Origin of the sequence: Cellulomonas triticagri, from assembly GCF_003696205.1 — a bacterium.
In the GTDB taxonomy this organism is placed as follows: domain Bacteria; phylum Actinomycetota; class Actinomycetes; order Actinomycetales; family Cellulomonadaceae; genus Cellulomonas; species Cellulomonas triticagri.
This window is the reverse complement of the sequence record NZ_RFFI01000010.1, coordinates 22,421-45,192: the sequence shown is the minus strand read 5'-3', so window position 1 is coordinate 45,192 and position 22,772 is coordinate 22,421. Positions and strand designations below refer to the sequence as shown.

Genomic DNA, 22,772 nt, shown 5'->3' with positions numbered 1-22,772 from the left:
GGCAACCACCCATGGCATCCATCACCCTCACCGACGTCGTCAAGAAGTACGGCGACGGGTACCCGGCCGTCAACGGCGTCAGCCTCGACATCAAGGACGGCGAGTTCGTCATCCTCGTCGGGCCGTCCGGCTGCGGGAAGTCCACGCTGCTGCGCATGATCGTCGGCCTGGAGGACATCACCTCCGGCGAGCTGAGGATCGGCGACGCCGTCGTCAACGACAAGGCCCCGCGCGACCGGCACCTCGCGATGGTGTTCCAGAACTACGCGCTGTACCCGCACCTCACGGTGTTCGAGAACATCGCCTTCCCGCTGCGGCTGCAGAAGGGGAAGTACACCGAGGAGCAGATCAAGGACAACGTCGAGTTCGCCGCGGACACCCTCGAGCTGCGCGAGCACCTGGACCGCAAGCCCGCGAACCTCTCCGGCGGGCAGCGGCAGCGCGTCGCCATGGGACGGGCCATCGTCCGCGACGCCCAGGCGTTCCTGTTCGACGAGCCGCTGTCCAACCTCGACGCCAAGCTCCGCGGGCAGATGCGTACCGAGATCGCCCGCATGCAGCGCCGCCTCGGCACCACGACCGTCTACGTCACCCACGACCAGACCGAGGCGATGACCCTCGGCGACCGGGTCGCGGTGCTCCGCAAGGGCGAGCTGCAGCAGGTCGCCAGCCCCCGGGCGCTGTACGAGCAGCCCGTGAACCTGTTCGTCGCGGGGTTCATCGGCTCGCCGCCGATGAACTTCGTCCCGGGCGAGGTGCACGGCGACACGCTGCGGCTGCCGTTCGCGGACGTGCCGATGTCCGACGCGCTCCGGGAGCGGGTCAACGGGCGGGGCCTCGTCATCGTCGGGCTGCGGCCCGAGCACGTCGAGGACGTCCGGAGCCTGGACGAGTCCAAGGTCGCGAGCGGCGTGACGTTCGAGGCCGACGTCGACGTGGTCGAGTGGCTCGGTTCCGAGCTCTACGCCTACATCCCGTTCGACACGCACGCCGACGTCGCCCAGAAGCTCGAGGAGCTGGACCGCGACCTCGACGGCGAGGGGATGCGGACCCAGGTCGTCGTGGCGCTCGGCTCCGAGAGCCGCGTCCGGGACGGCAGCCACGCCGAGCTGTGGTTCGACCCCGCGCGGCTGCTGGTGTTCGACCCCGAGTCCGGCGAGAACCTCACCTACGACGAGGAGGCCGCCGCGCGCGTGGACGCGGAGACGGAGGAGGACCGCCGCGCCGCCGTCGAGCGCGCCCAGCGCGACCAGAAGCAGTCGGAGACGGCCCCCCGCCACCGCCAGGCGGGCTGACGCCCGCCGAGGTCGAGGGTTCCGCGCGAGGTCGAGGGTTTCACCGCCGCCTGGCGGGGGAAACCCTCGACCTCGTCGCTGCGTGAGGCTAGGTGAGGTCGGCCGTCGTGGGCGGGTTCGCGCCGGGGCGGCTGACCGTGATCGCGGCGATGCGGGCGCAGCGCAGCAGCACCTGCTCCACCGTCGCGCGGGTGACCGCGCGCAGGGCCTCGCGGCGGTCCGCGCCGAGCAGGTCGGCGCTCCACAGGCCGTCCACCAGCCCGCCCATGAACGAGTCGCCCGCGCCGACCGTGTCGGCGACGTCGACCTCCGGCGCGGTGATGCTGATCTCGTCGCCCGCCGCGGTGAGCGCGAGCGCCCCCTCGCCGCCGAGCGTCACGACCACCAGCGCCGGACCCCGGGACAGCCAGTCGCGCGCGATCTCGACCGGCGCGACGCCCGGGTGCAGCCACGCCAGGTCCTCGTCCGACACCTTGACGACGTCCGCCAGCGCGACCAGGCGCTCGACCACGGGCAGCGTCGCCTCCGGGCTGCCCATGAGGGCGGGCCGCAGGTTCGGGTCGTAGGTCACCGTCGACGTCGCGCGCCGGTCGGCCAGCAGGCGGGCCACGGCCTCGCCGCCCGGGGCGATCACCGTGGCGATGGACCCCGTGTGCACGACCACCGGGTCGTCGTCGCCCTCGTCCCACGTGGTCGGCAGGTCCCACTCGAGGTCGAACTCGTACGTCGCGACCCCCGCGGCGTCCACGTGCGCGCGGGCCACCGGCGTGCGCGCCGGGGCGCGGTCGCCCGTCAGGACGTGCACGCCCGAGGCGCGTAGGTGCTCGCGGACCAGGTCGCCGCGCGCGTCGTCGCCGAGCCAGGTCAGCAGGTCCACGCGGCGGTCGAGCCGACCCAGGCCGATCGCGACGTTCGCGGGGCTGCCCCCGGGGTGCTCGACGGGCTCGTCCCCGGGGCGCAGGACGACGTCCACCAGGGCCTCGCCGACGACGAGGGCACGGGGTCCGTGGGTCTCGTGGGGTCCGTGGGGTGCTGCGTGCTCGGTCATGGGTCTCCTTCTCCTCCGGCACCGGTGCCGGGGTCTGGGCTGGTCCGAGGCGGCGCGTCGTCGCGACCGCGGGGGGTGACCGGGGACCGGGGGCGGGCGTGCGCCCCCGGGCGGTCAGGAGCCGGAGTCGTCCCCGGCGCCGCGTGACGGCCCGTCGCCGTCGGCCTCGCGCGCCGCGTCGAGACGGGCGCGGGCGCCGTCGAGCCACTGCTGGCAGCGCGCGGCCAGGGCCTCGCCGCGCTCCCAGAGGGCGAGCGACTCCTCGAGGGTCGCGCCACCGGCCTCCAGGCGGGAGACCACGGCGACGAGCTCGTCCCGGGCCTGCTCGTAGGTCAGACCGGCGACGTCGGCCGCGTCCGCGGCGGGGGAGGGTGCGCTCACGACCACCATCTCACCAACGCGCCCGACGGCGTGTCCACCCGGCGCCTCACCCGGCGGCCTCCGTGTCGTCCGCCGCCGCGGGCCTGCGGCGGCCGGGAGCGACCGCCAGGACGGTCGCCATGAGCTCGCCGTGCGCGAGCCGGACCCGCAGCGAGTCCTTCGCGGCGACCTCCGTGGCCTCCCGCACGACCGCGCCGTCGGAGGTCTGCACGACGGCGTATCCCCGCTCCAGCGTCGCGGCGGGGGACAGCGCGCGGACCTGCGCGGCGAGCGCGCGGGTCGACGTCACGGCGCCCGACAGAGCGTGGTCGAGGCTGCGCCGGGCGTGGTCGCGCATCCGGTGCACGTCGGCCTCGCGGGTGTCGACCATCGTGTGCGGGCGCGCCAGCACCGGGCGGCTACGGACCTGCTCCAGCCCGGCGGCCTCGCGGGCGACCCGGTGCTCGACGGCGCTGCGGATCCGGGTGCGGGCCTGCGCGACGCGGGCACGCTCCTCGCCGACGTCCGGGACGATGCGCTTGGCCGCGTCGGTGGGGGTCGACGCCCGGTAGTCGGCGACGAGGTCGAGCAGGGGGGTGTCGGTCTCGTGGCCGATCGCGGACACCAGCGGCGTGCGGCACGCGGCGGCCGCGCGCACCAGCGCCTCGTTGCTGAACGGCAGCAGGTCCTCCACGGACCCGCCGCCGCGCGCCACGACGATCACCTCGACCGCCGGGTCCGCGTCGAGCTCCGCGATCGCCTTGCTGACCTGCGGCACCGCGCCGACGCCCTGCACCGCGACCTCGCGGATCACGAACTCGACCTGCGGCCACCGCGCGCGGGCGTTCACGACGACGTCGTGCTCGGCCTTCGACTCCCGGCCGCACACCAGCCCGACGACGCGGGGCAGGAAGGGCAGCGGCACCCGGCGGTCCGCGTCGAACAGGCCCTCGGCGGCGAGCACGCGCTTGAGGTGCTCGATCCGGGCCAGCAGCTCCCCGACGCCGACGGCCCGCACCTCGTCGGCGGACAGCTGCAGGGTGCCGCGCTTCGTCCAGAACGTCGGGCGCGCGTGCACCACCACGTGCGCACCCTCCGCCAGCGGCGTCTCGGCCGCCGCGAGCACCTGTGCGGGCAGCGACACCGGCAGCGACATGTCCGTGTCCGTGTCGCGCAGCGTGAGGAACGCGATCCCGGCCCCGGGACGGCGGTTGAGCTGCACGACCTGCCCCTCGACCCACAGCGCCGACATCTTCGCGACGTAGTCCGCGATCTTCGCGGACAGCAGCCGCACCGGCCAGGGGCGCTCGGCGGTGGTCTCGGCCGCGCGGGCGGGCAGCTCGGCCGGCGGGGTGGAGGAGGGCGACGACACGCCCCCACCCTGCCACGCCCCTGCGACGCGCCCTGACCTGGCCGCGCCGCGCCGCCGGTGGGAGCATCGCGACGGGGGCCGGGGGCGGCCCGGGTCGGAGGGGACCATGGGCTCGGAGGGGACTGCGCGCACGGGAGGGACCCCGGCCTCGACGGGGGCCGTCGGCGCCGAGCACGCCGGGGACGCGACATCGCCGCCGGGCGGGGAGCGCCGGTCCTGGACGCCGCTCGTCTGCCTGTTCCTCGCGCAGGTGCTGATGGCCTTCAACCTCGCCGCGCTGCCGGTCTCGCTCGGCGGCATGGTCGCGGACTTCGGCGCCCCGCCCACCGCGGTGAGCGGGACGATCGTCGCCTACGGGCTGGTGGTCGCCGCGCTGGTGATGACCGGGGCGAAGGTCGGGGCGCGTCTCGGGTGGACCCGGGTGTTCCGCGTCGCGGTCGCGGCGTTCGGCGCCTCCGCGGTGGTCATGGTGCTCGCCCCCGCCGTCGGCTGGGCGGTGGGCGCCCAGGTGCTCGCGGGCGCCGCCGCGGCCGTGATCGTCCCGTCGCTCGTCGCGCTGATCGCCGAGCACTACCGGGGCGCCCAGCAGGCGACCGCCGTCGGCTCGCTCGGCTCGGCCCGGGCGCTGGCGGGGGTCTCCGCGTTCCTGCTCGGCGGGGCGCTCGGGTCCCTGGTGGGCTGGCGGCCGGTGTTCGGCGTCGTGCTGGCCGTCGCCGTCGCGGTCCTCGTGCTCAGCGGCCGGCTGCGCCCCGACCGCGGGGACCCGGGCGTCCGCGTCGACGTCGTCGGCGCCGTGCTGGTGGCGGCCGCCGTGGTGCTGGTGACGCTCGGCGTGCAGAACCTGCGGACCTGGGGACTGCTGCTGGCCTCCCGGCACGCCCCGTTCGACGTCCTGGGCGTGTCGCCCGCCCCCGTGCTGGTGCTCACCGGGCTCGTGCTCGGGCAGGCGTTCGTCGCCTGGACGCGCCGCCGGGCGGCGACCGGCCGGACCCCGCTGGTCGCGCTGTCCGTGCTGGGCTCGCCCCGGGAGCGGGCCGCCGTCTACGCGATGTTCGTCGTCGTGGCGCTGGAGGCCGCGCTCAACTTCACCGTGCCGCTGTACGTGCAGATCGTGCAGGGCCGCAGCCCGTTCGACACCGCGCTCGCGATGATGCCGTTCAACCTCACCGTGCTGGTCACCGCGACGCTGGTGGTGCGCCTGTACCCGCGGTTCGCGCCCCGGAGCATCGGCGTGGTCGCGTTCGGGCTCACCACCGTCGCGCTGCTGTGGCTGTCGCTCGTGGTGACCAACAACTGGGAGACGCTGCCCACCGTCCTCGGCCTCGTGGTGTTCGGCGTGGGCCAGGGCGCGCTCGTCACCCTGGTGTTCAACGTCCTGGTCACGTCGGCGCCGAAGCGGCAGGCCGGGGACGTCGGCGCCATCCGGGGCACCACCCAGAACCTCGCCTCCGCGGTCGGCACGGCGCTCGCGGGGGCGCTGCTGGTCACCGTGCTCGGCGCGACGGTCGCCCGGGCCGTCGCGGCCGAGCCGGCCCTGCCCCCGGCGCTGGTCGCGCAGGTGGACCTGGACGAGGTCGACTTCGTCAGCAACGCCGACCTGCGGACCGTGCTGGAGCGGACGACGGCCACCCCGGAGCAGGTGGACGCGGCCGTCGCGCTCAACGAGGCGGCCCGCCTCGACGCCCTGCGGCTCGGGCTGCTCGTGCTCGCCGGGGTGAGCGCGTCCGCGGTGCTCCCCGCGAGCCGCCTCCCGCGCTACCGCCCGGGCGAGATCCCCGACCCGGCGGGCGGGCCGGACCCCGCGACCTAGACTGGGCGGGTGACCGCGACCGGGACCGACGCAGGCGCTGCTCCGGCCTCCGCGCCGAGCCGCGGGCGGCGCGTGCTCCTCGCCGCGCCCCGCGGGTACTGCGCGGGCGTCGACCGCGCGGTCGTCGCGGTGGAGCAGGCGCTCGAGCACTACGGCGCCCCCGTGTACGTCCGCAAGGAGATCGTGCACAACCGGCACGTCGTCGACACCCTCGCCGCGCGCGGAGCCGTCTTCGTCGAGGAGACCGACGAGGTGCCCGAGGGCGCGCGGGTCGTGTTCTCGGCGCACGGGGTGTCCCCGGCGGTGCGCGCCGCCGCGCAGGCCCGGGACCTGCGCACCATCGACGCGACCTGCCCCCTGGTCACGAAGGTGCACAAGGAGGCGGTGCGGTTCGCCCGCGCCGACCTGGACGTGCTGCTGATCGGCCACCCGGGGCACGAGGAGGTCGAGGGCACGCAGGGCGAGGCGCCCGACCACGTGCAGGTCGTGGCCTCCCCGGACGCGGTCGCGGACGTCGTGGTGCGCGACGAGTCGAAGGTGGTGTGGATCTCGCAGACCACCCTGTCCGTGGACGAGACCATGGAGACGGTGCGGCGGCTGCGTGAGCGGTTCCCGCTGCTGCAGGACCCGCCCAGCGACGACATCTGCTACGCCACCCAGAACCGCCAGGTCGCGGTGAAGAAGCTCGCCCCGGACTGCGACGTCGTCATCACCGTCGGGTCGGCGAACTCGTCCAACTCGGTGCGCCTGGTCGAGGTCGCGCTGGAGGCGGGGGCCCGCGCGTCGTACCGGGTGGACGCCGCGTCGCAGGTCGACCCGGCGTGGCTGGTCGGCGCCCGCACCGTGGGCGTGACCTCGGGCGCGTCGGTGCCGGAGGTGCTGGTCGACGAGGTGCTGGCGCTGCTCGCGGCGCACGGCTTCGGCGACGTCGAGGAGGTGCGGACCGCGACCGAGGACCTGATGTTCTCGCTGCCGCGCGAGCTGCGCGCCGACCTCCGCGCGGCGGGCGGGGACGACCCACGTCCGCGCCCGGAGGGTCGTCGCGAGATCCCGGTCGCGCCGGCCTGAGCCGGGGCCGGGGCCCGCCCGTCCGGTCCCGTGCCGGGTCGTGCCGGGTCAGGTCGGGTCAGGCCCCGTGCGCGGGGTGCCGTGGACCGCGTCGTCCAGCGCGCCGAGCGTGTCCGCCGCTCGCCGCCGACCGGTTCCGCTCCCGGGCGCGGCCGGGCCGTCGGGGTCGAGCCCGACGACCTGCTGCGTCTCCCAGGCGACGAGCTCGGGCGCGGTGACGACGGACAGCCGCCGGTCGACCGTCGGGGGCGTCTCGAGGTCCCCGTCCACGACCCGCAGGTCCGCGAACCGGCGGGCGCTGACCAGCACCCGGGACTCCAGGGACGCCACGGACTGGTTGTACGCCGTCGCGGCGGAGTCGATCGCCCGGCCGACCTTGGACAGGTGCCCGCCGAGCGTCGCGATCCGCCCGTGCAGCTCCCGCCCGAGGTCCAGCACGGCCTGCGCGTTGCTGGCGAGGGCGTCCTGCCGCCAGGCGTAGGCGACCGTGCGCAGCAGCGCGAGCAGCGTCATGGGCGTGGCGATGACGACGTCCTTCTCGAACGCGCGCTCCACCAGCCCCGGGTCGACGTCGAGGGCGGCGTGCAGGAACGCCTCCGCGGGCACGAACATGACGACGAACTCGGGGGCGGGACCGACCTGCTCCCAGTACCGCTTGGCGGCGAGCTGGTCGACGTGCGCGCGCACGTGCCGGGCGTGCGCGGCCAGACGCCGGTCGCGCTCGGCGGGGTCGGTGGCCTCGGTCGCCTCCAGGAAGCCGAGGAACGGCACCTTGGCGTCCACGACGACCCGCTTGCCCCCGGCGAGGCGGACCACCATGTCGGGGCGGAGCAGCCCGTCGTCGGTGCGGACCTGCTCCTGCTCGACGAAGTCGACGTGCGGGACCATCCCCGCGGCCTCGACGACGCGCCGCAGCTGCACCTCGCCCCACCGGCCGCGCACCTGCGAGGACCGCAGCGACGTCACGAGGCGGTCGGTCTGCTCGCGCAGCCGCCCGGCCTCCTCGCGCATCTGCCGGACCTGCTCGCCGAGCGCGGCGCCGCCCTCGGCGCGGGCCTGCTCGGCGGTGCGCAGCTCGGCGCGGACCTGGTCGAGGGTGCGGGCGAGCGGGTCGACCATCGCCCGGACGGCCTGCTCGCGCTGCGCGAGGTCCCCGTGCTGCTCCTGGTGCCGCGCGGCGAGGCTCTGGTGCGCGAGGGCGAGGAACTGCTCGCCGCTCTGCGCGAGGGCGTCGGCGGCCAGCGCCCGGAACCGGTCGGCCTGCCGCTCCTCGTCGGGGGCGCCGCCGAGCTCGGCGGCGGTGCGCCACCGCGCGGCCTCGACCTCCGCGGCGCGCAGCCGCGTCGCGACCCGCGCGGACGCGCCCAGCCACCCGACGACGACGCCGACGAGGAGGGCCGCGCCCAGTGCCAACACCTGTCCGATCTCCATGACCCGCAGATTGCCAGGCGCCACCGACACGACCGCCCCTATGCTCGGGACATGTCGGCCGCACCGGACCCGCCCGCCCTGCAGATCACCGGCCTGTGGAAGCGGTTCGGCGAGAAGATCGCCGTCGCGGGCGTGGACCTGACCGTCCCGACCGGGTCGTTCTACGGGCTGGTCGGGCCGAACGGCGCGGGCAAGACCACGACGCTGTCGATGGCGACCGGCCTGCTGCGTCCGGACTTCGGCCAGGTGCTGGTGCGCGGGCAGGACCTGTGGGCCGACCCGCTGCGCGTGAAGGCGACCCTGGGGGTGCTGCCCGACGGCGTGCGGCTGTTCGACCGCCTGACCGGCGCGCAGCTCGTGACGTACTCCGGTCTGCTGCGCGGGCTGGACCGGGACACCGTGCGGGACCGCACCGCCGACCTGCTGCGCACCTTCGACCTCGCCGACGACGCGGACACGCTCGTCGTGGACTACTCGGCGGGCATGACGAAGAAGGTCGCGCTGGCCTGCGCCCTCGTGCACGCCCCGCGGGTGCTGCTGCTGGACGAGCCGTTCGAGGCCGTCGACCCCGTGTCCGCGGCGAACATCCGGGACATCCTGTCGTCCTACGTCGCGGGCGGCGGCACCGTCGTCGTGTCGTCGCACGTCATGGACCTGGTGCAGCGGATGTGCGACCACGTCGCCGTCATCGCGCAGGGGCACGTGCTGGCCCAGGGCACCACCGACGAGGTCCGGGGCTCGGCGACGCTGGAGGACCGGTTCGTCGAGCTCGTCGGCGGCCGTCGCACGGAGGGGGCGCTGTCGTGGTTGCGCACCTCGTCCGACTGAAGCTCACGCTGCTGCGCAACGGGCTGCGCAGCAGCGTCTGGAAGGTCGTCGGCCTCGTCCTGACCGGCCTGTACGCGCTGTTCCTCGTGGCGATGTGCGTCGCGGGCCTGGTCGTCCTGGGCACCCAGGACGACGTCGAGCTGCGCCGGACGGTGGTCGTGCTCGCGGGGTCGCTGCTGGTGGTCGGCTGGTGGCTGCTGCCCCTGGTCGCGTTCGGCGTCGACAGCACGCTCGACCCGGAGCGGTTCCGGCTGTTCGCGCTGCGGCGGCGGCACCTGCTGACGGGGTTGTCGCTGGCGGGCCTCGTCGGTGTGCCCGGCGTCGCGACGGTGCTGCTCGGTGGCGCGTCCGCCCTGGCCTGGTGGCGGGAGCCGGTCGCGCTGGTCGCCGGGGTCGTCGGCGGCGCGCTGGGCGTGCTGCTCTGCGTCGTGGGCTCGCGGGCGGTCACGACGCTGCTGGCGCCGTTCATCAGCGGGCGGCGGTTCCGGGAGGTCGCGGCCGTGCTCGCGATCGTCCCGCTGATCCTGCTCGGCCCGATCCTGCTCGGGGTGACGGCGGGCCTCGCGACCGTCGCCGACGTGCTGCCCGACATCGCCGTCGTCGTGGGCTGGACCCCGGTCGGCGCGCCGTGGGCGCTCGCCGCCGACGTCGGGGCCGGAGCGTGGGGCGCCGCCGCGGGCAAGGTCGGCATCAGCCTGGCGACCCTCGTGGTGCTGGTCGCGGTGTGGGACCGGGCGCTCGCCGCGTCGTTCGTCCGCTCCGAGGGCGGGACCAGCGCCAGCCACTCCGGGCTCGGGTTCTTCGACCGGGTGCCCGCGACCCCCACCGGTGCGGTCGTCGCGCGGTGCCTCACCTACTGGCTGCGCGACCCCCGGTACGCGGCGTCGGTCGCGGTGGTGCCGGTGATGGTGCTGCTGCTGTGGTTCCTCGGCCGCGGCGGCTCCGGCGTGCTGGGGGCGGGCGTGCTGGTGGCGTTCGTCATGGGCTGGTCGCTGTCGGCCGACATCTCCTACGACCACACCGCCTTCTGGACGCACCTGGCGGCGCCGGTGGACGGTCGCGTGGACCGCACCGGGCGCGCCGTCGCCGGGCTGCTCGTGGGTGGCGTCGCCGTGCTCGCGACGGACCTCGTGGTGCTGGGCGTCAGCGGCCGGTGGGACGCGACGGCGCCGCTGCTCGGCATGTCGCTCGGCGTGCTCGCGGCCGGGGTCGGGCTGTCCTCGGTGTACTCGGCGCGCGTCGTCTACCCGGTGCCGAAGCCGGGCGACAACCCGTTCTCGACCCCGCAGGGGAACTCGTTCGCGGTGATGCTCACGCAGAGCCTCGGGATGCTGCTGCTGCTCGTCGTGTGCGCCCCGACCGTGGGGCTCGGGATCGCGGCCCTGCTCACGGACGTGGTCCTGCTCGACGTGCTCACGCTGGCGGTGGGCGTCGGGACCGGCGTCGCCGCCGTGGTCGTGGGGATCCGGACCGGCGCCCGGGTCTACGACCGCCGCGCGCCGGAGCTGCTGCAGTCCATCCGCTCGTTCGCCTGACCCACCCCGGTGCCCGCGGGAGCGGGACGACCTCTAGGATGGTGGCCCGTGGCACTCACCATCGGCATCGTCGGCCTGCCCAACGTCGGCAAGTCCACGCTCTTCAACGCCCTCACCCGCGCGCAGGTCCTCGCGGCGAACTACCCGTTCGCGACGATCGAGCCCAACGTCGGCGTCGTGCCGCTGCCCGACCCGCGGCTCGAGAAGCTCGCGGAGATCTTCGGCAGCGAGAAGATCCTCCCCGCGACGGTGTCGTTCGTCGACATCGCGGGCATCGTCAAGGGCGCCAGCGAGGGCGAGGGCCTGGGCAACAAGTTCCTCGCGAACATCCGCGAGGCCGAGGCGATCTGCCAGGTGACCCGCGCGTTCGCCGACCCCGACGTGGTGCACGTCGACGGCCGCGTCTCGCCGAAGGACGACATCGAGACCATCAACACCGAGCTCGTCCTCGCGGACCTCCAGACGCTCGAGAAGATCGTCCCGCGCCTGGAGAAGGAGGTCCGCATCAAGAAGGCGGACCCCGCCGAGCTCGCCGCCGCGCAGGCCGCCCAGGCCGTGCTGGAGTCCGGGCAGACGCTGTTCCAGGGCGCGAAGGCCGCGGGCCTCGACCTGGCCGACCTCGCGTCGCTGCAGCTCATGACCGCGAAGCCGTTCATCTACGTCTTCAACACCGACGACGCGGGCCTCGCCGACACCGCCATGCAGGACGACCTGCGGGCCTTCGTCGCCCCGGCGGACGCGATCTTCCTCGACGCCAAGTTCGAGTCCGACCTGGTCGAGCTCGAGCCCGACGAGGCCAAGGAGATGCTGGCGGACAACGGCCAGGACGAGGCGGGCCTCGACCAGCTCGCCCGCGTCGGGTTCCACACCCTCGGTCTGCAGACCTACCTGACCGCGGGCCCCAAGGAGTCGCGCGCCTGGACGATCCACCAGGGCTGGACGGCCCCGCAGGCCGCCGGCGTCATCCACACGGACTTCCAGAAGGGCTTCATCAAGGCGGAGGTCATCAGCTTCGACGACCTCGTCGAAGCCGGCTCGGTCGCCGCCGCCCGCTCGGCGGGCAAGGCCCGCATCGAGGGCAAGGACTACGTGATGGTCGACGGCGACGTGGTGGAGTTCCGCTTCAACGTCTGAGCCGGAGCACCCATGACGCAGGACCTGCTCGCCGCGCTGCGCTGCGACCCCGAGACCCCGGCCCCGGACCTGGTCGCGGTGGACGCCGCGGACCGCCTGGTCCTGGACGAGGCGGCCCCGGCCCTCGCGGCGGCGGGTCCGGGCGAGGTGGTCGTCGTCGGCGACCGGTACGGGGCGCTCACCCTGGGCGCCACCGACCGGTTCGGCCTGCGCGCCGTCCGCGCGCACACCGACCGGCTGACCGGTGAGCAGGCGCTGGCCGCGAACGCCGGGCGGCTGGGCCTCGCGGACGCCGTCCGCCAGCACGCCGCGCTGGATCCCGACCTCGTCGCGGGCGCCCGCGTCGTGCTGCTCGCGCTGCCGCGCGCGCTGGACGCACTGGACGAGGTCGCGGGCCTGGTGGCGGCGCACGCGGCGCCGGACGTGGTGGTCGTCGCGGGTGGGCGCGAGAAGCACATGTCCCGGTCCATGAACGTGGTCCTGGGGCGCCACTTCACCGAGGTGCACGCCAGCCGGGGACGCCAGAAGGCGCGTGTGCTGCACGCGTCGGGCCCGCGTCCCGGCGCCACCTCCATCTGGCCCGCCGCGACGCAGCACGAGGACCTCGGCCTGACCGTGCACGCCCACGGTGCCGCCTTCGCGGGGACCCGCGTCGACATCGGCACCCGGTTCCTGCTGGAGCACCTGGACGGCGCCGTCCCGGACGCGGGGCGCGCCGTCGACCTGGGGTGCGGCACCGGGGTGCTCGCCACCGTCCTCGCCCGCACGCGCCCCGGGTTGTCCGTCGTCGCCACCGACGAGTCCGCGGCCGCGGTCGCGTCGGCGCGCGAGACGGTCGCGGCGAACGGGGTGGCCGACAGGGTCGAGGTGCGGCGCGCCCGCGGCACCGCGGGCCTCGACGACGCGAGCGTCGACCTGGTCGTGCTCAACCCGCCGTTCCACGTCGGGGCGGCGGTGCTCGACACCGTCGCGCCGGGGCTGTTCGCCGAGGCCGCGCGGGTGCTGCGGCCCGGCGGCGAGCTGTGGTGCGTGTGGAACTCCGGGCTCGGCTACCGGCCGTGCCTGCAGGCGCTGGTCGGGCCGACCCGGCAGGTGGCGCGCGGGCCGAAGTTCACCGTCACCGCGTCGACCCGTCGCTGAGGCCGCATCGCTTCCCGGCGTGCGTGGAGCGCGCCGACGCTCCGGTCTGGCAGGCTGAGTCCATGGCTCCGTTCACGCACGCGCAGCTCGAATCGGTACGCCAGCGGCTGCTCGAGCTCTCCCGGTCGTCGCTCGCGGTCGTCGCCGTGGATGCCGAGGACGTCGACACTCCGGACGGTCCGTCGGTGCAGGTCACCGTGCGGCTCGCGTCCGCGGCCCCGGGGGCTGAGTGGGACGCGGAGGACTTCCTCGCGATCCGGCGCGAAGCGCGGACCGCGGCCGTGGAGGCGCTGCCCGGGCAGGACGTCACCCTCGCCTACGAGTCCGCCGATCAGACGACCTCAGATGACGCTCCTGCCGAACCTGGTGCCAAGCACGATCCCGAGGAGACCCGCTGATGGCGGTGCGCTTCATCGAGTCGGAGGACCTGCTGGACCTCGCTGACCGTCTGGGAGGGCGTGGCGACGGGCCGGGGAAGCCACGGACGATCAACCTCCGCCGGTCGATCAGCACCGCGTACTACGCGGTGTTCCACAAGCTGACCCAGCACACCGCCTGGCGGCTCCTGGGTGAGACCGGGTGGACCACGCAGCACTCGGCCGTCGCGCGCTGGATCACGCACACGGATCTCGCCGCGCTGGCCGACGCGGCGAACAGCCGGGGCAACAAGGCGCTGATCGGCACCCTGGCGCCGGTGGATGCCCGTCTCGCGGATGTGGCGCAGAACTTCGTCGACCTCCAGGTCGTCCGGCACCGTGCCGACTACGACGACTTCTTCGACGTGTCGAAGGCGGCAGCACTCTCGTACGCCGATGCCGCGCGTAGCGCCGTCACCGATGCCGACGCCCTCTGGAGCGCGAAGGACGCGAGCTATCTGCGCTTCCTCGGGCTCGCGGTCGGCGGCGTGAAGGTCGCGAAGTCACGATGAGCGGGTACGACGGCACGGGGGAGCGGGACGCGGTCGCGCCCGGCTGGTACTACGACGCGGGCACCGGCTCGCAGCGCTGGTGGGACGGCCAGGCGTGGACCGAGCGCCGCCAGCCCGCCGCCGACGGCGCGGCCTCCACCGCGCCGTACGCCTCGCAGCCGCACGGTCAGCAGCCGTACCCGCAGCAGCCGTACGCCCCCGCCCGGCCGGTGCTGACCAACCACCCCGCCACCGCGGGGCTGGTGCTCGGCATCGTCGCGATGGTGGTCAACGTCCTCACGATCCCGTCGATCGTCGGCATCGTGCTGTCGTCGGCGGGCCTGCGCCGCGCGAACCAGCTCGCGGCGCACGGCTACGCGGCGGTGGGCCGGGCGAAGGCGGGCTGGGGCCTGGCGCTGTCGGTCCTGGCGTTCCTGTTCTCGGCGTCGAGCAAGTTCTTCCTGTTCTAGGCGCCGGCGTCGCCGACGGCGCGGCGCACGAGCGCGGTGATCGTGGCCTCCTCGGCGTCGCCGATGGTGGTGATCGCGTAGGAGGCGGGCCACATGGCGCCGTCGTCCAGCAGGGCGTCGTCGTTGAAGCCGAGGGTGGAGTACCGGGCCTTGAACTTCGCGGCGGGCTGGAAGAAGACGGTGGCCTTGCCGTCGCGTCCGTAGGCGGGCATCCCGTACCAGGTGCGGGGCGTGAGGTCGGGGGCGGCGGCGCGGACGATGGCGTGCACGCGCTCGGCGACCGCGCGGTCCTCGGCGGGCAGCTCGGCGATCTTGGCGAGGACCTCGGCGTCGGCGTCCTCGATCGACTTGCCGCGCTTCTTGGCGGCGCGCAGCTCGGCGGCGCGCTCCTTCATGGCGGCGCGCTCCTCGGCGGTGAAGGTGCCGTCGACGTCGTCGGTGGTGGTCTTCCGCGGGCTCATGGGTTCCTCCGGTCCGGGTGGTGGACGGCGTGGCGCGGCGGGGTGCCGCAGCTCCGTCCCGGCCGATGCTAGGGACGGGCGGTGGGGGAGCGCTTCTTCGTTCCTGACGTCCTGCGGGCGGGGTACGGCACGGAGCCCGAGGTGACGCCGGTCACGCGGGTGGGTGCGCCTTAGCACAGGTGCTCGTTCCCGCGCTGGGCGGGAAGCCCTACGCAGTGCCCCGAGGCGCCCGCGACCGCCTGGCGACCGCGTGTTTCCGCCGTGTTACAGGCATGTAGCGTCTTGAATGCTGGACACTACTGCTCAGTATCGATCCGGTAACGATGGCCCCTGACCGGGGGCTCTGTCCGATTTGTCCCAACTGAGGCCACTAGCGTGTCCACATCCATGGCGGGACCGTGCGTCCGCCGTGCCGGGACGACCGTGAGGTCGGCCCGCGCGGCAGACGGATGCCGGGGCGCCACCTTCACAGGAGGAACATTGAAGATCAGGCGAATCAGCGCCGCAGTGGCTGCGGTGTCCGCGGGAGCCCTCGTGCTCACCGCGTGCTCGGGTCCCGCTCAGGAGAGCGAGATCGAGGGGACCACGTCCGTCAACGTCGGGTGGAACGAGCCGTTCCGCTCCACGAACAACCTGACGGCCAACGGCAACGCCACGGCGAACGCCAACATCGTTTACCTGACGACGTCGTTCTTCAACTACTACGACGGCGACCTGAACCTCGCGAAGAACGAGGAGTTCGGCTCGTACGAGGTCGTCTCCGAGGACCCGTTCACCGTCAAGTACACGGTCAACGAGGGCGTCACCTGGTCCGACGGCACGCCCGTCGACGCGGCCGACATGATCCTGTTCTGGGGTGCCCAGAACGACATGTTCGACACCGTGGCCGGCGGCGACGTCCCGACGGACGCCGACGGCAACGCCGAGGTCCCGGCCGGCGAGGTCTACTTCGACTCCTCGTCGCCCGCGATGAACCAGATCACGACGTTCCCGGAGATCGGCGACGACGGCCGCTCCGTGACCTACGTCTACGACAGCCCCCGGTCCGACTGGGAGGTGTCGATGAACCAGCCCAGCCCGGTCGCCGCGCACGTCGTCGGCAAGATCGCGCTCGGCGTGGAGGACCCGACCGAGGCCAAGGCGGCCGTCGAGGACGCCTTCGAGAACAACGACGCCGAGGCGCTCGCGAAGATCGCGGACACCTGGACGAACGCGTTCAACTTCACCTCGCTGCCGGACGACCCGGACCTGTACCTCTCGTACGGCCCGTACGTCATCTCGGACTACGTCGAGAACCAGTACCTGACGCTGACCCGCAACGAGTCCTTCAACTGGGGCCCGGAGCCGAAGGTCGACTCGATCACCATCCGCTACACCGAGGACCCGCTGGCCTCGGTGACCGCGCTGCAGAACGGTGAGGTCGACCTCATCGCGCCGCAGTCCTCCGTGGACGTCCTCGCGACGCTCGACGGCATCGACGGCGTCTCCTACACCACGGCGCCCGAGGGCACCTACGAGCACGTCGACCTGACCTTCGACAACGGCGGCCCGTTCGACCCGGCCACGTACGGCGGCGACGCCGAGAAGGCGCGCCTGGTCCGCGAGGCGTTCCTCAAGACGATCCCGCGCCAGGAGATCATCGAGAAGCTCATCCAGCCGCTGCAGGAGGACGCCAAGACGCGTGACTCCTTCCTGTTCGTGCCGGGCTCCCCGGGCTACGACGAGGTCGCCGCGGGCAGCGGCGCCGACGCGTGGGCCGAGGTCGACATCGCGGGCGCCCAGGCGCTGCTGGCCCAGGCCGGCGTCGCCACCCCGGTGGACGTGCGCTTCCTCTACGGCAAGTCCAACGTCCGTCGTGCCAACGAGTACCAGCTGATCGCGGCCTCCGCCGCGCAGGCCGGCTTCAACGTCATCGACAACGGTGACGACACCTGGGGCTCGATCCTGGGCAACGGCACGTACGACGCCGCGCTGTTCGGCTGGCAGTCCACCAACACGTTCATCCTGAACGCCGAGGCGAACTACATCACCGGCGGCCAGAACAACTACGGCGGCTACTCGAACCCCGAGGTCGACGCGCTGTGGGCCGAGGTCGGCACCAACACCGACTCCGCCCGCGAGGTCGAGCTGGCCACGCAGATCGAGCAGAAGCTCAACGCCGACGCCTTCGGCGTCAACATCTTCCAGTTCCCGGGTGTGGTCGCGCACCGCGACGTCCTGCAGGGCGTCTCGACCATCGCGCTCTCGCCGACCATCTTCTGGAACTACTGGGACTGGGAGATCAGCGCCTCCGACTCGCTGGACGCGCCGAGCGCGTCCGAGTCGGAGTGATCTGACGCTCGTCTCGAGCACGCCGGCACGGGGGTACCGCGGCTCCGCCCGCGGTACCCCCGTTGCCGTGCCCCCGCACGACCCCGCCAGCACGGCACTCGCTGCCCTATACCACGGATGAAGCGCAATTCCTCCCCACCGGGAGTGCCTACACTTGCGCTTTGCGAGTACCCCTTCCCGTGAGGCAAGGACCCCATGGCCACCACTGTGACGACCCGTGCCTCCGGCGCGCGCTCCGCGCCCGACGCACCGGTCACGGCACGACGCTCCTGGTTCCGGAGCGCGGCGCCGACCCTGACCTTCCTCGGTCGACGACTCCTCTCGTCGGCGATCGTGCTGCTCGGAGCGACGTTCATCGTCTACATGCTCCTGTCGTTCGCCCTCGACCCCCTCGAGGACCTGCGCACCAGCACGGCGCCCAACAAGGAGGCGCTGATCGACGCCCGTGTGCGTCTGCTCGACCTCGACACGCCGCCGGTGATCCGCTACTTCAAGTGGCTCGGCGCCCTGTTCACGGGTGACCTCGGCTCGAGCTGGGTGAGCGGCCAGCAGGTCACCGCCCTGCTCGGCAGCGCGATCCCCAGCACCGTGCAGCTCGTCGCCGCCTCGACGCTGATCGCGATCGGCCTCGGCGTGCTGGTCGGCATCGTGTCGGCCCTGCGCCAGTACACGCGGTTCGACTACTCCGTGACGTTCCTGTCCTTCGTGCTCTACTCGCTGCCCGCGTTCTGGGTGGCGGTGCTGCTGAAGCTCTGGGGCGCCATCGGGTTCAACGACTTCCTCGCGGACCCGCACATCCCGCCGATGTGGCTCGCGATCATCTCGCTGGCCTCCGGCGTGATCTGGTCGTCCGTGATCGGCGGCAGCACCCGCACCCGGTGGATCTCGTTCGCCGCGAGCGTCGTCGCGACCGCCGGCCTGCTGACCTTCATCTCCGGCACCGGTTGGCTGCTCGACCCGAGCCTCGGCATGCTCGGCATCGCCGCGATCGGCGTCGGCATCGCGTTCGGCATCACGGCCCTGACGGCCGGGCTGGGCAACCGCCGCGCGCTGTACTCGGCGCTGACGACCGTCGCCATCGGCGTCGCGCTGTACGTGCCGCTGCAGTACGCGTTCGTCAACGCGAGCACCTGGCTGATCGTGGGCCTGGGCGTCGTCGCCATCGGGGTCGGCCTCGTCGTCGGCTGGGCGTTCGGCGGCTACGACCGCGCGATCTCCATGCGCGGCGCGGCGATCACCGCCCTCGGCGTCGGCCTGCTGATCTACGTCGACCGCGTGATGGCGGTCTGGCAGGCGTACAGCAACGCGTCCCAGATCAACGGCCGCCCCATCGCCACCATCGGCTCCCAGACGCCGGGTCTGAGCGGTGACTACTGGGTCGAGTCGCTGGACAAGTTCACGCACCTCGTCCTGCCGACCATCGCGCTGATCCTCATCTCGTTCGCGAGCTACACCCGGTACTCCCGGGCGAGCCTGCTCGAGGTGATGAACCAGGACTACATCCGCACCGCGCGGGCCAAGGGCCTCTCGGAGCGGGTCGTCACGACGCGGCACGCCTTCCGCAACGCGCTCATCCCGCTCGCGACGGTCGTCCCGCTCGACATCGCGGCGCTGTTCAGCGGCGCGATCATCACCGAGCGCATCTTCGCGTGGAGCGGCATGGGCCAGCTCTTCCTCAGGTCGCTGCAGGCCAGGGACGCCGACCCGGTCATGGGGTACTTCCTCGTCACCGGCACGCTCCTCGTCCTCGCCAACATCGTGGTCGACTTCGTCTACGCGGCGCTCGACCCCCGGATCCGGGTGAACTCATGAGCCTCACACCTCCCCTCGAGCCGAACGAGGGCATCGTCGACCCGGCGGAGAACGTCGAGAACGCCATCGAGATGAAGGAGGTCGAGGGCCTCTCCCAGGGGCGCATCGTCCTGCGGCGGTTCCTGCGGCACCGCGGCGCGATGATCTCGGCCTTCGTCCTGCTGGCCGTGGTGCTCCTCGTGACCACCTCGATCGGCTGGGGCTTCATCCCCGGCTGGTGGCAGTACAGCTACAAGGACCTGAACCCGATCGTCAACGCCGGTGGCGCCCCGACCATGGGGTTCCAGGACGGCGGCTTCACGTTCGGCTCGCACCCCTTCGGGCAGGACAACGTCGGGCACGACGGCTTCGCGCTCGTCATGCGGGGCACGCAGCAGTCGCTGACCGTCATGCTCGTAGTCGGCCTGCTGTCCACCACGATCGGCGTCGTCGTCGGCGCGCTGGCCGGGTTCTTCCGCGGCCGCCTGGACGACCTGCTCATGCGGTTCACCGACATGATCATCACCATCCCGGTGATCATGATCGGCGCGATCCTCGGTGTGCTGGTCGGCGGCGCGAGCCCGTGGTCGCTGGCCGTGGCGCTGTCGCTGGTCTCGTGGACCAACATGGCGCGTCTGGTGCGCGGGCAGTTCCTCACCCTGCGCGAGCGGGAGTTCGTGGACGCGGCCCGCGTGGCCGGGGCCTCGAACGGCCGGATCATGTTCAAGCACATCCTGCCGAACGCCGTCGGCGTGATCATCGTCAACGCGACGCTGCTCATGGCCTCGGCGATCTTGCTCGAGACCGCGCTGTCCTACCTGGGCTTCGGCATCAACAGCCCCGAGGTCTCCCTCGGGCAGCTGATCAACGAGTACCAGACGGCGTTCGCCACGCGGCCGTGGCTGTTCTGGTGGCCGGGTCTGTTCATCGTGACGATCGCGCTGTGCGTGAACTTCATCGGTGACGGCCTGCGCGACGCGTTCGACCCGCGTCAGCGCCGGATCCCGACCAACCGCGCGCTGGCCAAGGCGGACGCCCGCAAGGCGCGCGCCGCGGCCCGGACCGCGAGCGCCTGAGTTGTCAGAGCGCGACGGTCAGCACGCTGGCCGCGACCAGCACCACGGTCGCGGTCAGCGTGCCGACGTGCCAGCGGACCCGGGGGGTCGCGCGCTCGACGCGCGGGTCGTCCAGGACGCCGGCGTCGCGCAGCTCCTCCCAGCGGGCGCGCACCAGCATCGCCGCCTGGCCGGAGCCGCTGGACGCGAGGTCGCCGGGGCGCACCGACCCGCCGGGGCCGTACGTCGAGGAGGGCAGGTGCGCGACGTCGTCGCGGCCGGACGCCTGGACGCGGCTGCGGCTCGGGGCGGGTGCGGCCCACGCCGCGTAGTCGCCGTAGGCGGTGTGCAGCGTGAGGGCGTACTTGGTGTCGACGCGCTCGATCGTCGGCCAGGGCAGCTCGATCGTCCGGGTGACGTTGCGCAGCTCGACGCCCGCGGGGCTGATCACCACGGCGGGGCGCCAGTAGGCGGCCCAGACCAGCGTGACGCCGAGCGCCACGGGGGCCACGTACGGCCACGTCGCGCCGGCGTCCGCCACCAGGCCGCTGATGATGCCGGCGACGCCGAGCACCGCCACGACCACCGCAAGAACCCGGCCGAAGGCCGGCCTGTACTCCACCACATCCGCCGAGACCATGGCGACATCGTCCCAGACCAGCGGACGACGACCGTCCTGCTCGACGTCGCGCGGCCCGCACACCAGGGCACGCCCCACGGAAGGATCCCGCACCGTGACCACTGACTACGCCCCTGTCCCGGGGACGCCCGGAGCCGACGCCAAGGCGCCGATCCTCGAGGTCCGCGACCTGTCGGTCGAGTTCTTCGTGGACGGCGAGTGGTTCCCGGCCGCCCAGGAGGTCAGCTACGACGTCCGCCCCGGCGAGGTGCTGGCGATCGTCGGCGAGTCCGGCTCCGGCAAGACGCAGTCGTCGATGTCGCTGATCGGTCTGCTGCCCCCGAACGGCCGCTCCCACGGCTCCGCGAAGCTCTCGGGCAAGGAGCTGCTGGGCCTGAACCACAAGCAGCTGAGCAAGGTGCGCGGCAAGGACGTCGCGGTCATCTTCCAGGAGCCGATGACGGCGCTGAACCCGGTCTACACGGTCGGCTTCCAGATCGTGGAGACGCTGCGCGTCCACTTCGACATGACGCCGAAGCAGGCGCGCGAGCGCGCGGTCGAGCTGCTGCGCATGGTCGACCTGCCCGACCCGGAGAAGTCGGTCGACAAGTACCCGCACCAGCTGTCCGGCGGCCAGCGCCAGCGCGCGATGATCGCCCAGGCGCTGGCGTGCGAGCCGAAGCTGCTGATCGCCGACGAGCCGACGACGGCCCTCGACGTCACGGTGCAGGCCGAGATCCTCAAGCTCATGCGCGACCTGCGGCACCGGGTCGACGCGGGCATCATCCTCATCACCCACGACATGGGCGTGGTCGCGGACCTGTCGGACCGCGTCATGGTGATGAAGAACGGCCGCGTCGTGGAGTCCGGCTCCGCGGACGAGGTGTTCAACCGCCCGCAGCACGAGTACACCCGCCAGCTGCTGGACGCGGTGCCGCACCTCGGCTCCGAGACCCTGGCGGCGGCGGGCCTGCACGGCGAGCACCCGGTCGCCGAGGCCGAGGGCACGGCGGGCACGTCCGCGACCCGCACCCAGGACCGCGGCGTGGACCCGTTCGGCAAGCCCGTCGTGGCCGCGCCGACCGAGTTCGCGCTCGAGGCGAAGGGACTGGTCATCGAGTACCCGGGTCGCGGTCGCGTCCCGGCGTTCCGGGCGATCAACGGCATCGACCTGACCATCGGCAAGGGCGAGGTCGTCGGCCTGGTCGGCGAGTCCGGCTCCGGCAAGACGACCGTAGGCCGCGCCGCGGTGGGCCTGCTGCCCGTCGCCGAGGGCTCGATGACGGTCAACGGCGTCGAGCTCGCGGGCATCAAGCCGAAGGACCTGCGGGCCGTCCGCCAGGACGTGTCGATCGTGTTCCAGGACCCGGGCTCCTCGCTGAACCCCCGCCTGCCGATCGGCGAGTCCATCGGCGAGCCGCTGAAGCTGCACAAGATCGCCTCGGGCGCGGACCTGGACCGCCGGGTCGAGTCGCTGCTCGACCGGGTGCACCTGCCCCGTGCGATGCGCAACCGCTACCCGCACGAGCTGTCCGGCGGCCAGCGCCAGCGCGTCGGCATCGCCCGCGCCCTGGCCCTGTCGCCCAAGCTGCTGATCGCGGACGAGCCGACGTCGGCGCTCGACGTGTCGGTGCAGGCCCGCGTGCTGGAGCTGTTCCAGGAGCTGCAGCGCGAGTACGGCTTCGCGTGCCTGTTCATCAGCCACGACCTCGCCGTGGTCGAGATCCTGTCGAACCGGATCGCGGTCATGAGCAAGGGCGACCTGGTCGAGGTCGGCCCGCGTGAGCAGATCCTGCGCGCGCCGCAGCAGGACTACACCAAGCGCCTGCTCGCCGCCGTCCCGGTCCCGAACCCCGCGGAGCAGAAGCTGCGCCGCGAGGAGCGCGACCGCCTGCTGGCCGCCGCGGCCGCCGAGAGCGCCGCCGCGGGGGCGTCCGCCGTCGCCGACGGTCGACGCGTCCAGGCCTTCGAGGACGCCGAGGTGACCAACAAGGGCAACTTCGACGGCAACACCCGCCCGCGCGGCGGTGCGTCGCAGGTCTGACCTGCTGTCACCCTCCCCGGACGCCCCGGTCCGAGCCCAGCCTCGAACCGGGGCGTCCGTGCGCGTACAATCG

Annotated in this window: 20 protein-coding genes; 14 read left to right on the top strand and 6 right to left on the bottom strand. The window is 73.3% G+C overall.

Translation table 11 applies throughout. The features are described from left to right. Positions 1–11: 11 nt before the first annotated feature. Positions 12–1,295 (top strand): ABC transporter ATP-binding protein, encoded by a 1,284-nt coding sequence (locus EBM89_RS03275; RefSeq protein WP_122148028.1) that lies wholly within the window; start codon positions 12–14, stop codon positions 1,293–1,295. An 88-nt stretch (positions 1,296–1,383) separates the two neighbouring features. Here EBM89_RS03275 and EBM89_RS03270 read toward each other — a convergent pair whose 3' ends face one another. The 3 genes from EBM89_RS03270 to xseA form a co-directional block, all read right to left on the bottom strand. After that, positions 1,384–2,343, bottom strand: a complete 960-nt coding sequence (locus EBM89_RS03270) for a carbohydrate kinase family protein (RefSeq protein WP_122148027.1) — start codon at positions 2,341–2,343, stop codon at positions 1,384–1,386. A gap of 114 nt (positions 2,344–2,457) precedes the next feature. Next, on the bottom strand, positions 2,458–2,733 hold the full coding sequence (locus EBM89_RS03265) for an exodeoxyribonuclease VII small subunit (protein ID WP_122148026.1): 276 nt from the start codon (positions 2,731–2,733) through the stop codon (positions 2,458–2,460). A 37-nt stretch (positions 2,734–2,770) separates the two neighbouring features. After that, positions 2,771–4,075: an exodeoxyribonuclease VII large subunit gene (gene xseA, locus EBM89_RS03260; RefSeq protein WP_233571511.1), complete on the bottom strand. Its 1,305-nt coding sequence runs from the start codon at positions 4,073–4,075 to the stop codon at positions 2,771–2,773. A 106-nt stretch (positions 4,076–4,181) separates the two neighbouring features. On the opposite strand from xseA, the gene EBM89_RS03255 reads away from it, so the two are divergent. Then, complete coding sequence (locus EBM89_RS03255) at positions 4,182–5,885, top strand: MFS transporter (RefSeq protein WP_122148025.1); 1,704 nt, start codon at positions 4,182–4,184, stop codon at positions 5,883–5,885. 9 nt (positions 5,886–5,894) lie between these two features. Next, positions 5,895–6,953 carry a 4-hydroxy-3-methylbut-2-enyl diphosphate reductase gene (locus EBM89_RS03250; protein ID WP_233571510.1) on the top strand — a complete coding sequence of 353 codons (1,059 nt, stop codon included), beginning with the start codon at positions 5,895–5,897 and terminating at the stop codon, positions 6,951–6,953. 48 nt (positions 6,954–7,001) lie between these two features. Here EBM89_RS03250 and EBM89_RS03245 read toward each other — a convergent pair whose 3' ends face one another. Further along, positions 7,002–8,384: a DNA recombination protein RmuC gene (locus tag EBM89_RS03245; protein ID WP_122148024.1), complete on the bottom strand. Its 1,383-nt coding sequence runs from the start codon at positions 8,382–8,384 to the stop codon at positions 7,002–7,004. Between the two features lie 51 nt (positions 8,385–8,435). Here EBM89_RS03245 and EBM89_RS03240 point away from each other — a divergent pair, with 51 nt between their 5' ends. From EBM89_RS03240 to EBM89_RS03210, 7 genes are all read left to right on the top strand, one after another. After that, positions 8,436–9,212, top strand: coding sequence for an ABC transporter ATP-binding protein (locus EBM89_RS03240; protein ID WP_122148023.1), 777 nt, complete (start codon positions 8,436–8,438; stop codon positions 9,210–9,212). After that, positions 9,188–10,747 (top strand): hypothetical protein, encoded by a 1,560-nt coding sequence (locus EBM89_RS03235; protein ID WP_122148022.1) that lies wholly within the window; start codon positions 9,188–9,190, stop codon positions 10,745–10,747. The genes EBM89_RS03240 and EBM89_RS03235 overlap by 25 nt, the downstream gene beginning before the upstream one ends. A 48-nt stretch (positions 10,748–10,795) precedes the next feature. Next, positions 10,796–11,881: a redox-regulated ATPase YchF gene (gene ychF, locus EBM89_RS03230; RefSeq protein WP_122148021.1), complete on the top strand. Its 1,086-nt coding sequence runs from the start codon at positions 10,796–10,798 to the stop codon at positions 11,879–11,881. Positions 11,882–11,893: 12 nt separating this feature from the next. Then, entirely contained in the window at positions 11,894–13,021 is a 1,128-nt protein-coding gene (locus EBM89_RS03225) for a class I SAM-dependent methyltransferase (protein ID WP_122148020.1), read from the top strand. 62 nt (positions 13,022–13,083) lie between these two features. Beyond that, positions 13,084–13,419 (top strand): hypothetical protein, encoded by a 336-nt coding sequence (locus EBM89_RS03220; RefSeq protein WP_147463432.1) that lies wholly within the window; start codon positions 13,084–13,086, stop codon positions 13,417–13,419. After that, positions 13,419–13,949: a hypothetical protein gene (locus EBM89_RS03215; protein WP_122148018.1), complete on the top strand. Its 531-nt coding sequence runs from the start codon at positions 13,419–13,421 to the stop codon at positions 13,947–13,949. The genes EBM89_RS03220 and EBM89_RS03215 overlap by 1 nt, the downstream gene beginning before the upstream one ends. Continuing rightward, the gene (locus EBM89_RS03210; protein ID WP_122148017.1) at positions 13,946–14,398 is read left to right on the top strand and encodes a DUF2510 domain-containing protein; all 453 of its coding nucleotides are present in this window, start codon (positions 13,946–13,948) and stop codon (positions 14,396–14,398) included. The genes EBM89_RS03215 and EBM89_RS03210 overlap by 4 nt, the downstream gene beginning before the upstream one ends. On the opposite strand, the gene EBM89_RS03205 is transcribed toward EBM89_RS03210, so the two are convergent. After that, on the bottom strand, positions 14,395–14,859 hold the full coding sequence (locus EBM89_RS03205) for an iron chaperone (protein ID WP_122148016.1): 465 nt from the start codon (positions 14,857–14,859) through the stop codon (positions 14,395–14,397). The two genes, EBM89_RS03210 and EBM89_RS03205, sit on opposite strands and share 4 nt — an antisense overlap. A gap of 516 nt (positions 14,860–15,375) precedes the next feature. Here EBM89_RS03205 and EBM89_RS03200 point away from each other — a divergent pair. From EBM89_RS03200 to EBM89_RS03190, 3 genes are all read left to right on the top strand, one after another. Then, positions 15,376–17,190: an ABC transporter family substrate-binding protein gene (locus EBM89_RS03200; RefSeq protein WP_233571509.1), complete on the top strand. Its 1,815-nt coding sequence runs from the start codon at positions 15,376–15,378 to the stop codon at positions 17,188–17,190. 195 nt (positions 17,191–17,385) lie between these two features. After that, a complete protein-coding gene (locus EBM89_RS03195; protein WP_122148014.1) occupies positions 17,386–19,002 on the top strand; it encodes an ABC transporter permease in 1,617 nt (538 codons plus the stop codon). Continuing rightward, positions 18,999–20,057, top strand: a complete 1,059-nt coding sequence (locus tag EBM89_RS03190; protein WP_122148013.1) for an ABC transporter permease — start codon at positions 18,999–19,001, stop codon at positions 20,055–20,057. The genes EBM89_RS03195 and EBM89_RS03190 overlap by 4 nt, the downstream gene beginning before the upstream one ends. 4 nt (positions 20,058–20,061) lie before the next feature. Here the strand turns inward: EBM89_RS03190 and EBM89_RS03185 are convergent, their stop codons facing one another. Further along, positions 20,062–20,754, bottom strand: a complete 693-nt coding sequence (locus EBM89_RS03185; protein ID WP_233571508.1) for a PH domain-containing protein — start codon at positions 20,752–20,754, stop codon at positions 20,062–20,064. Between the two features lie 16 nt (positions 20,755–20,770). Between EBM89_RS03185 and EBM89_RS03180 the strand changes: the two genes are divergently transcribed. Continuing rightward, positions 20,771–22,699, top strand: coding sequence for an ABC transporter ATP-binding protein (locus tag EBM89_RS03180; RefSeq protein WP_233571507.1), 1,929 nt, complete (start codon positions 20,771–20,773; stop codon positions 22,697–22,699). The last annotated feature ends 73 nt before the right edge of the window (positions 22,700–22,772 follow it).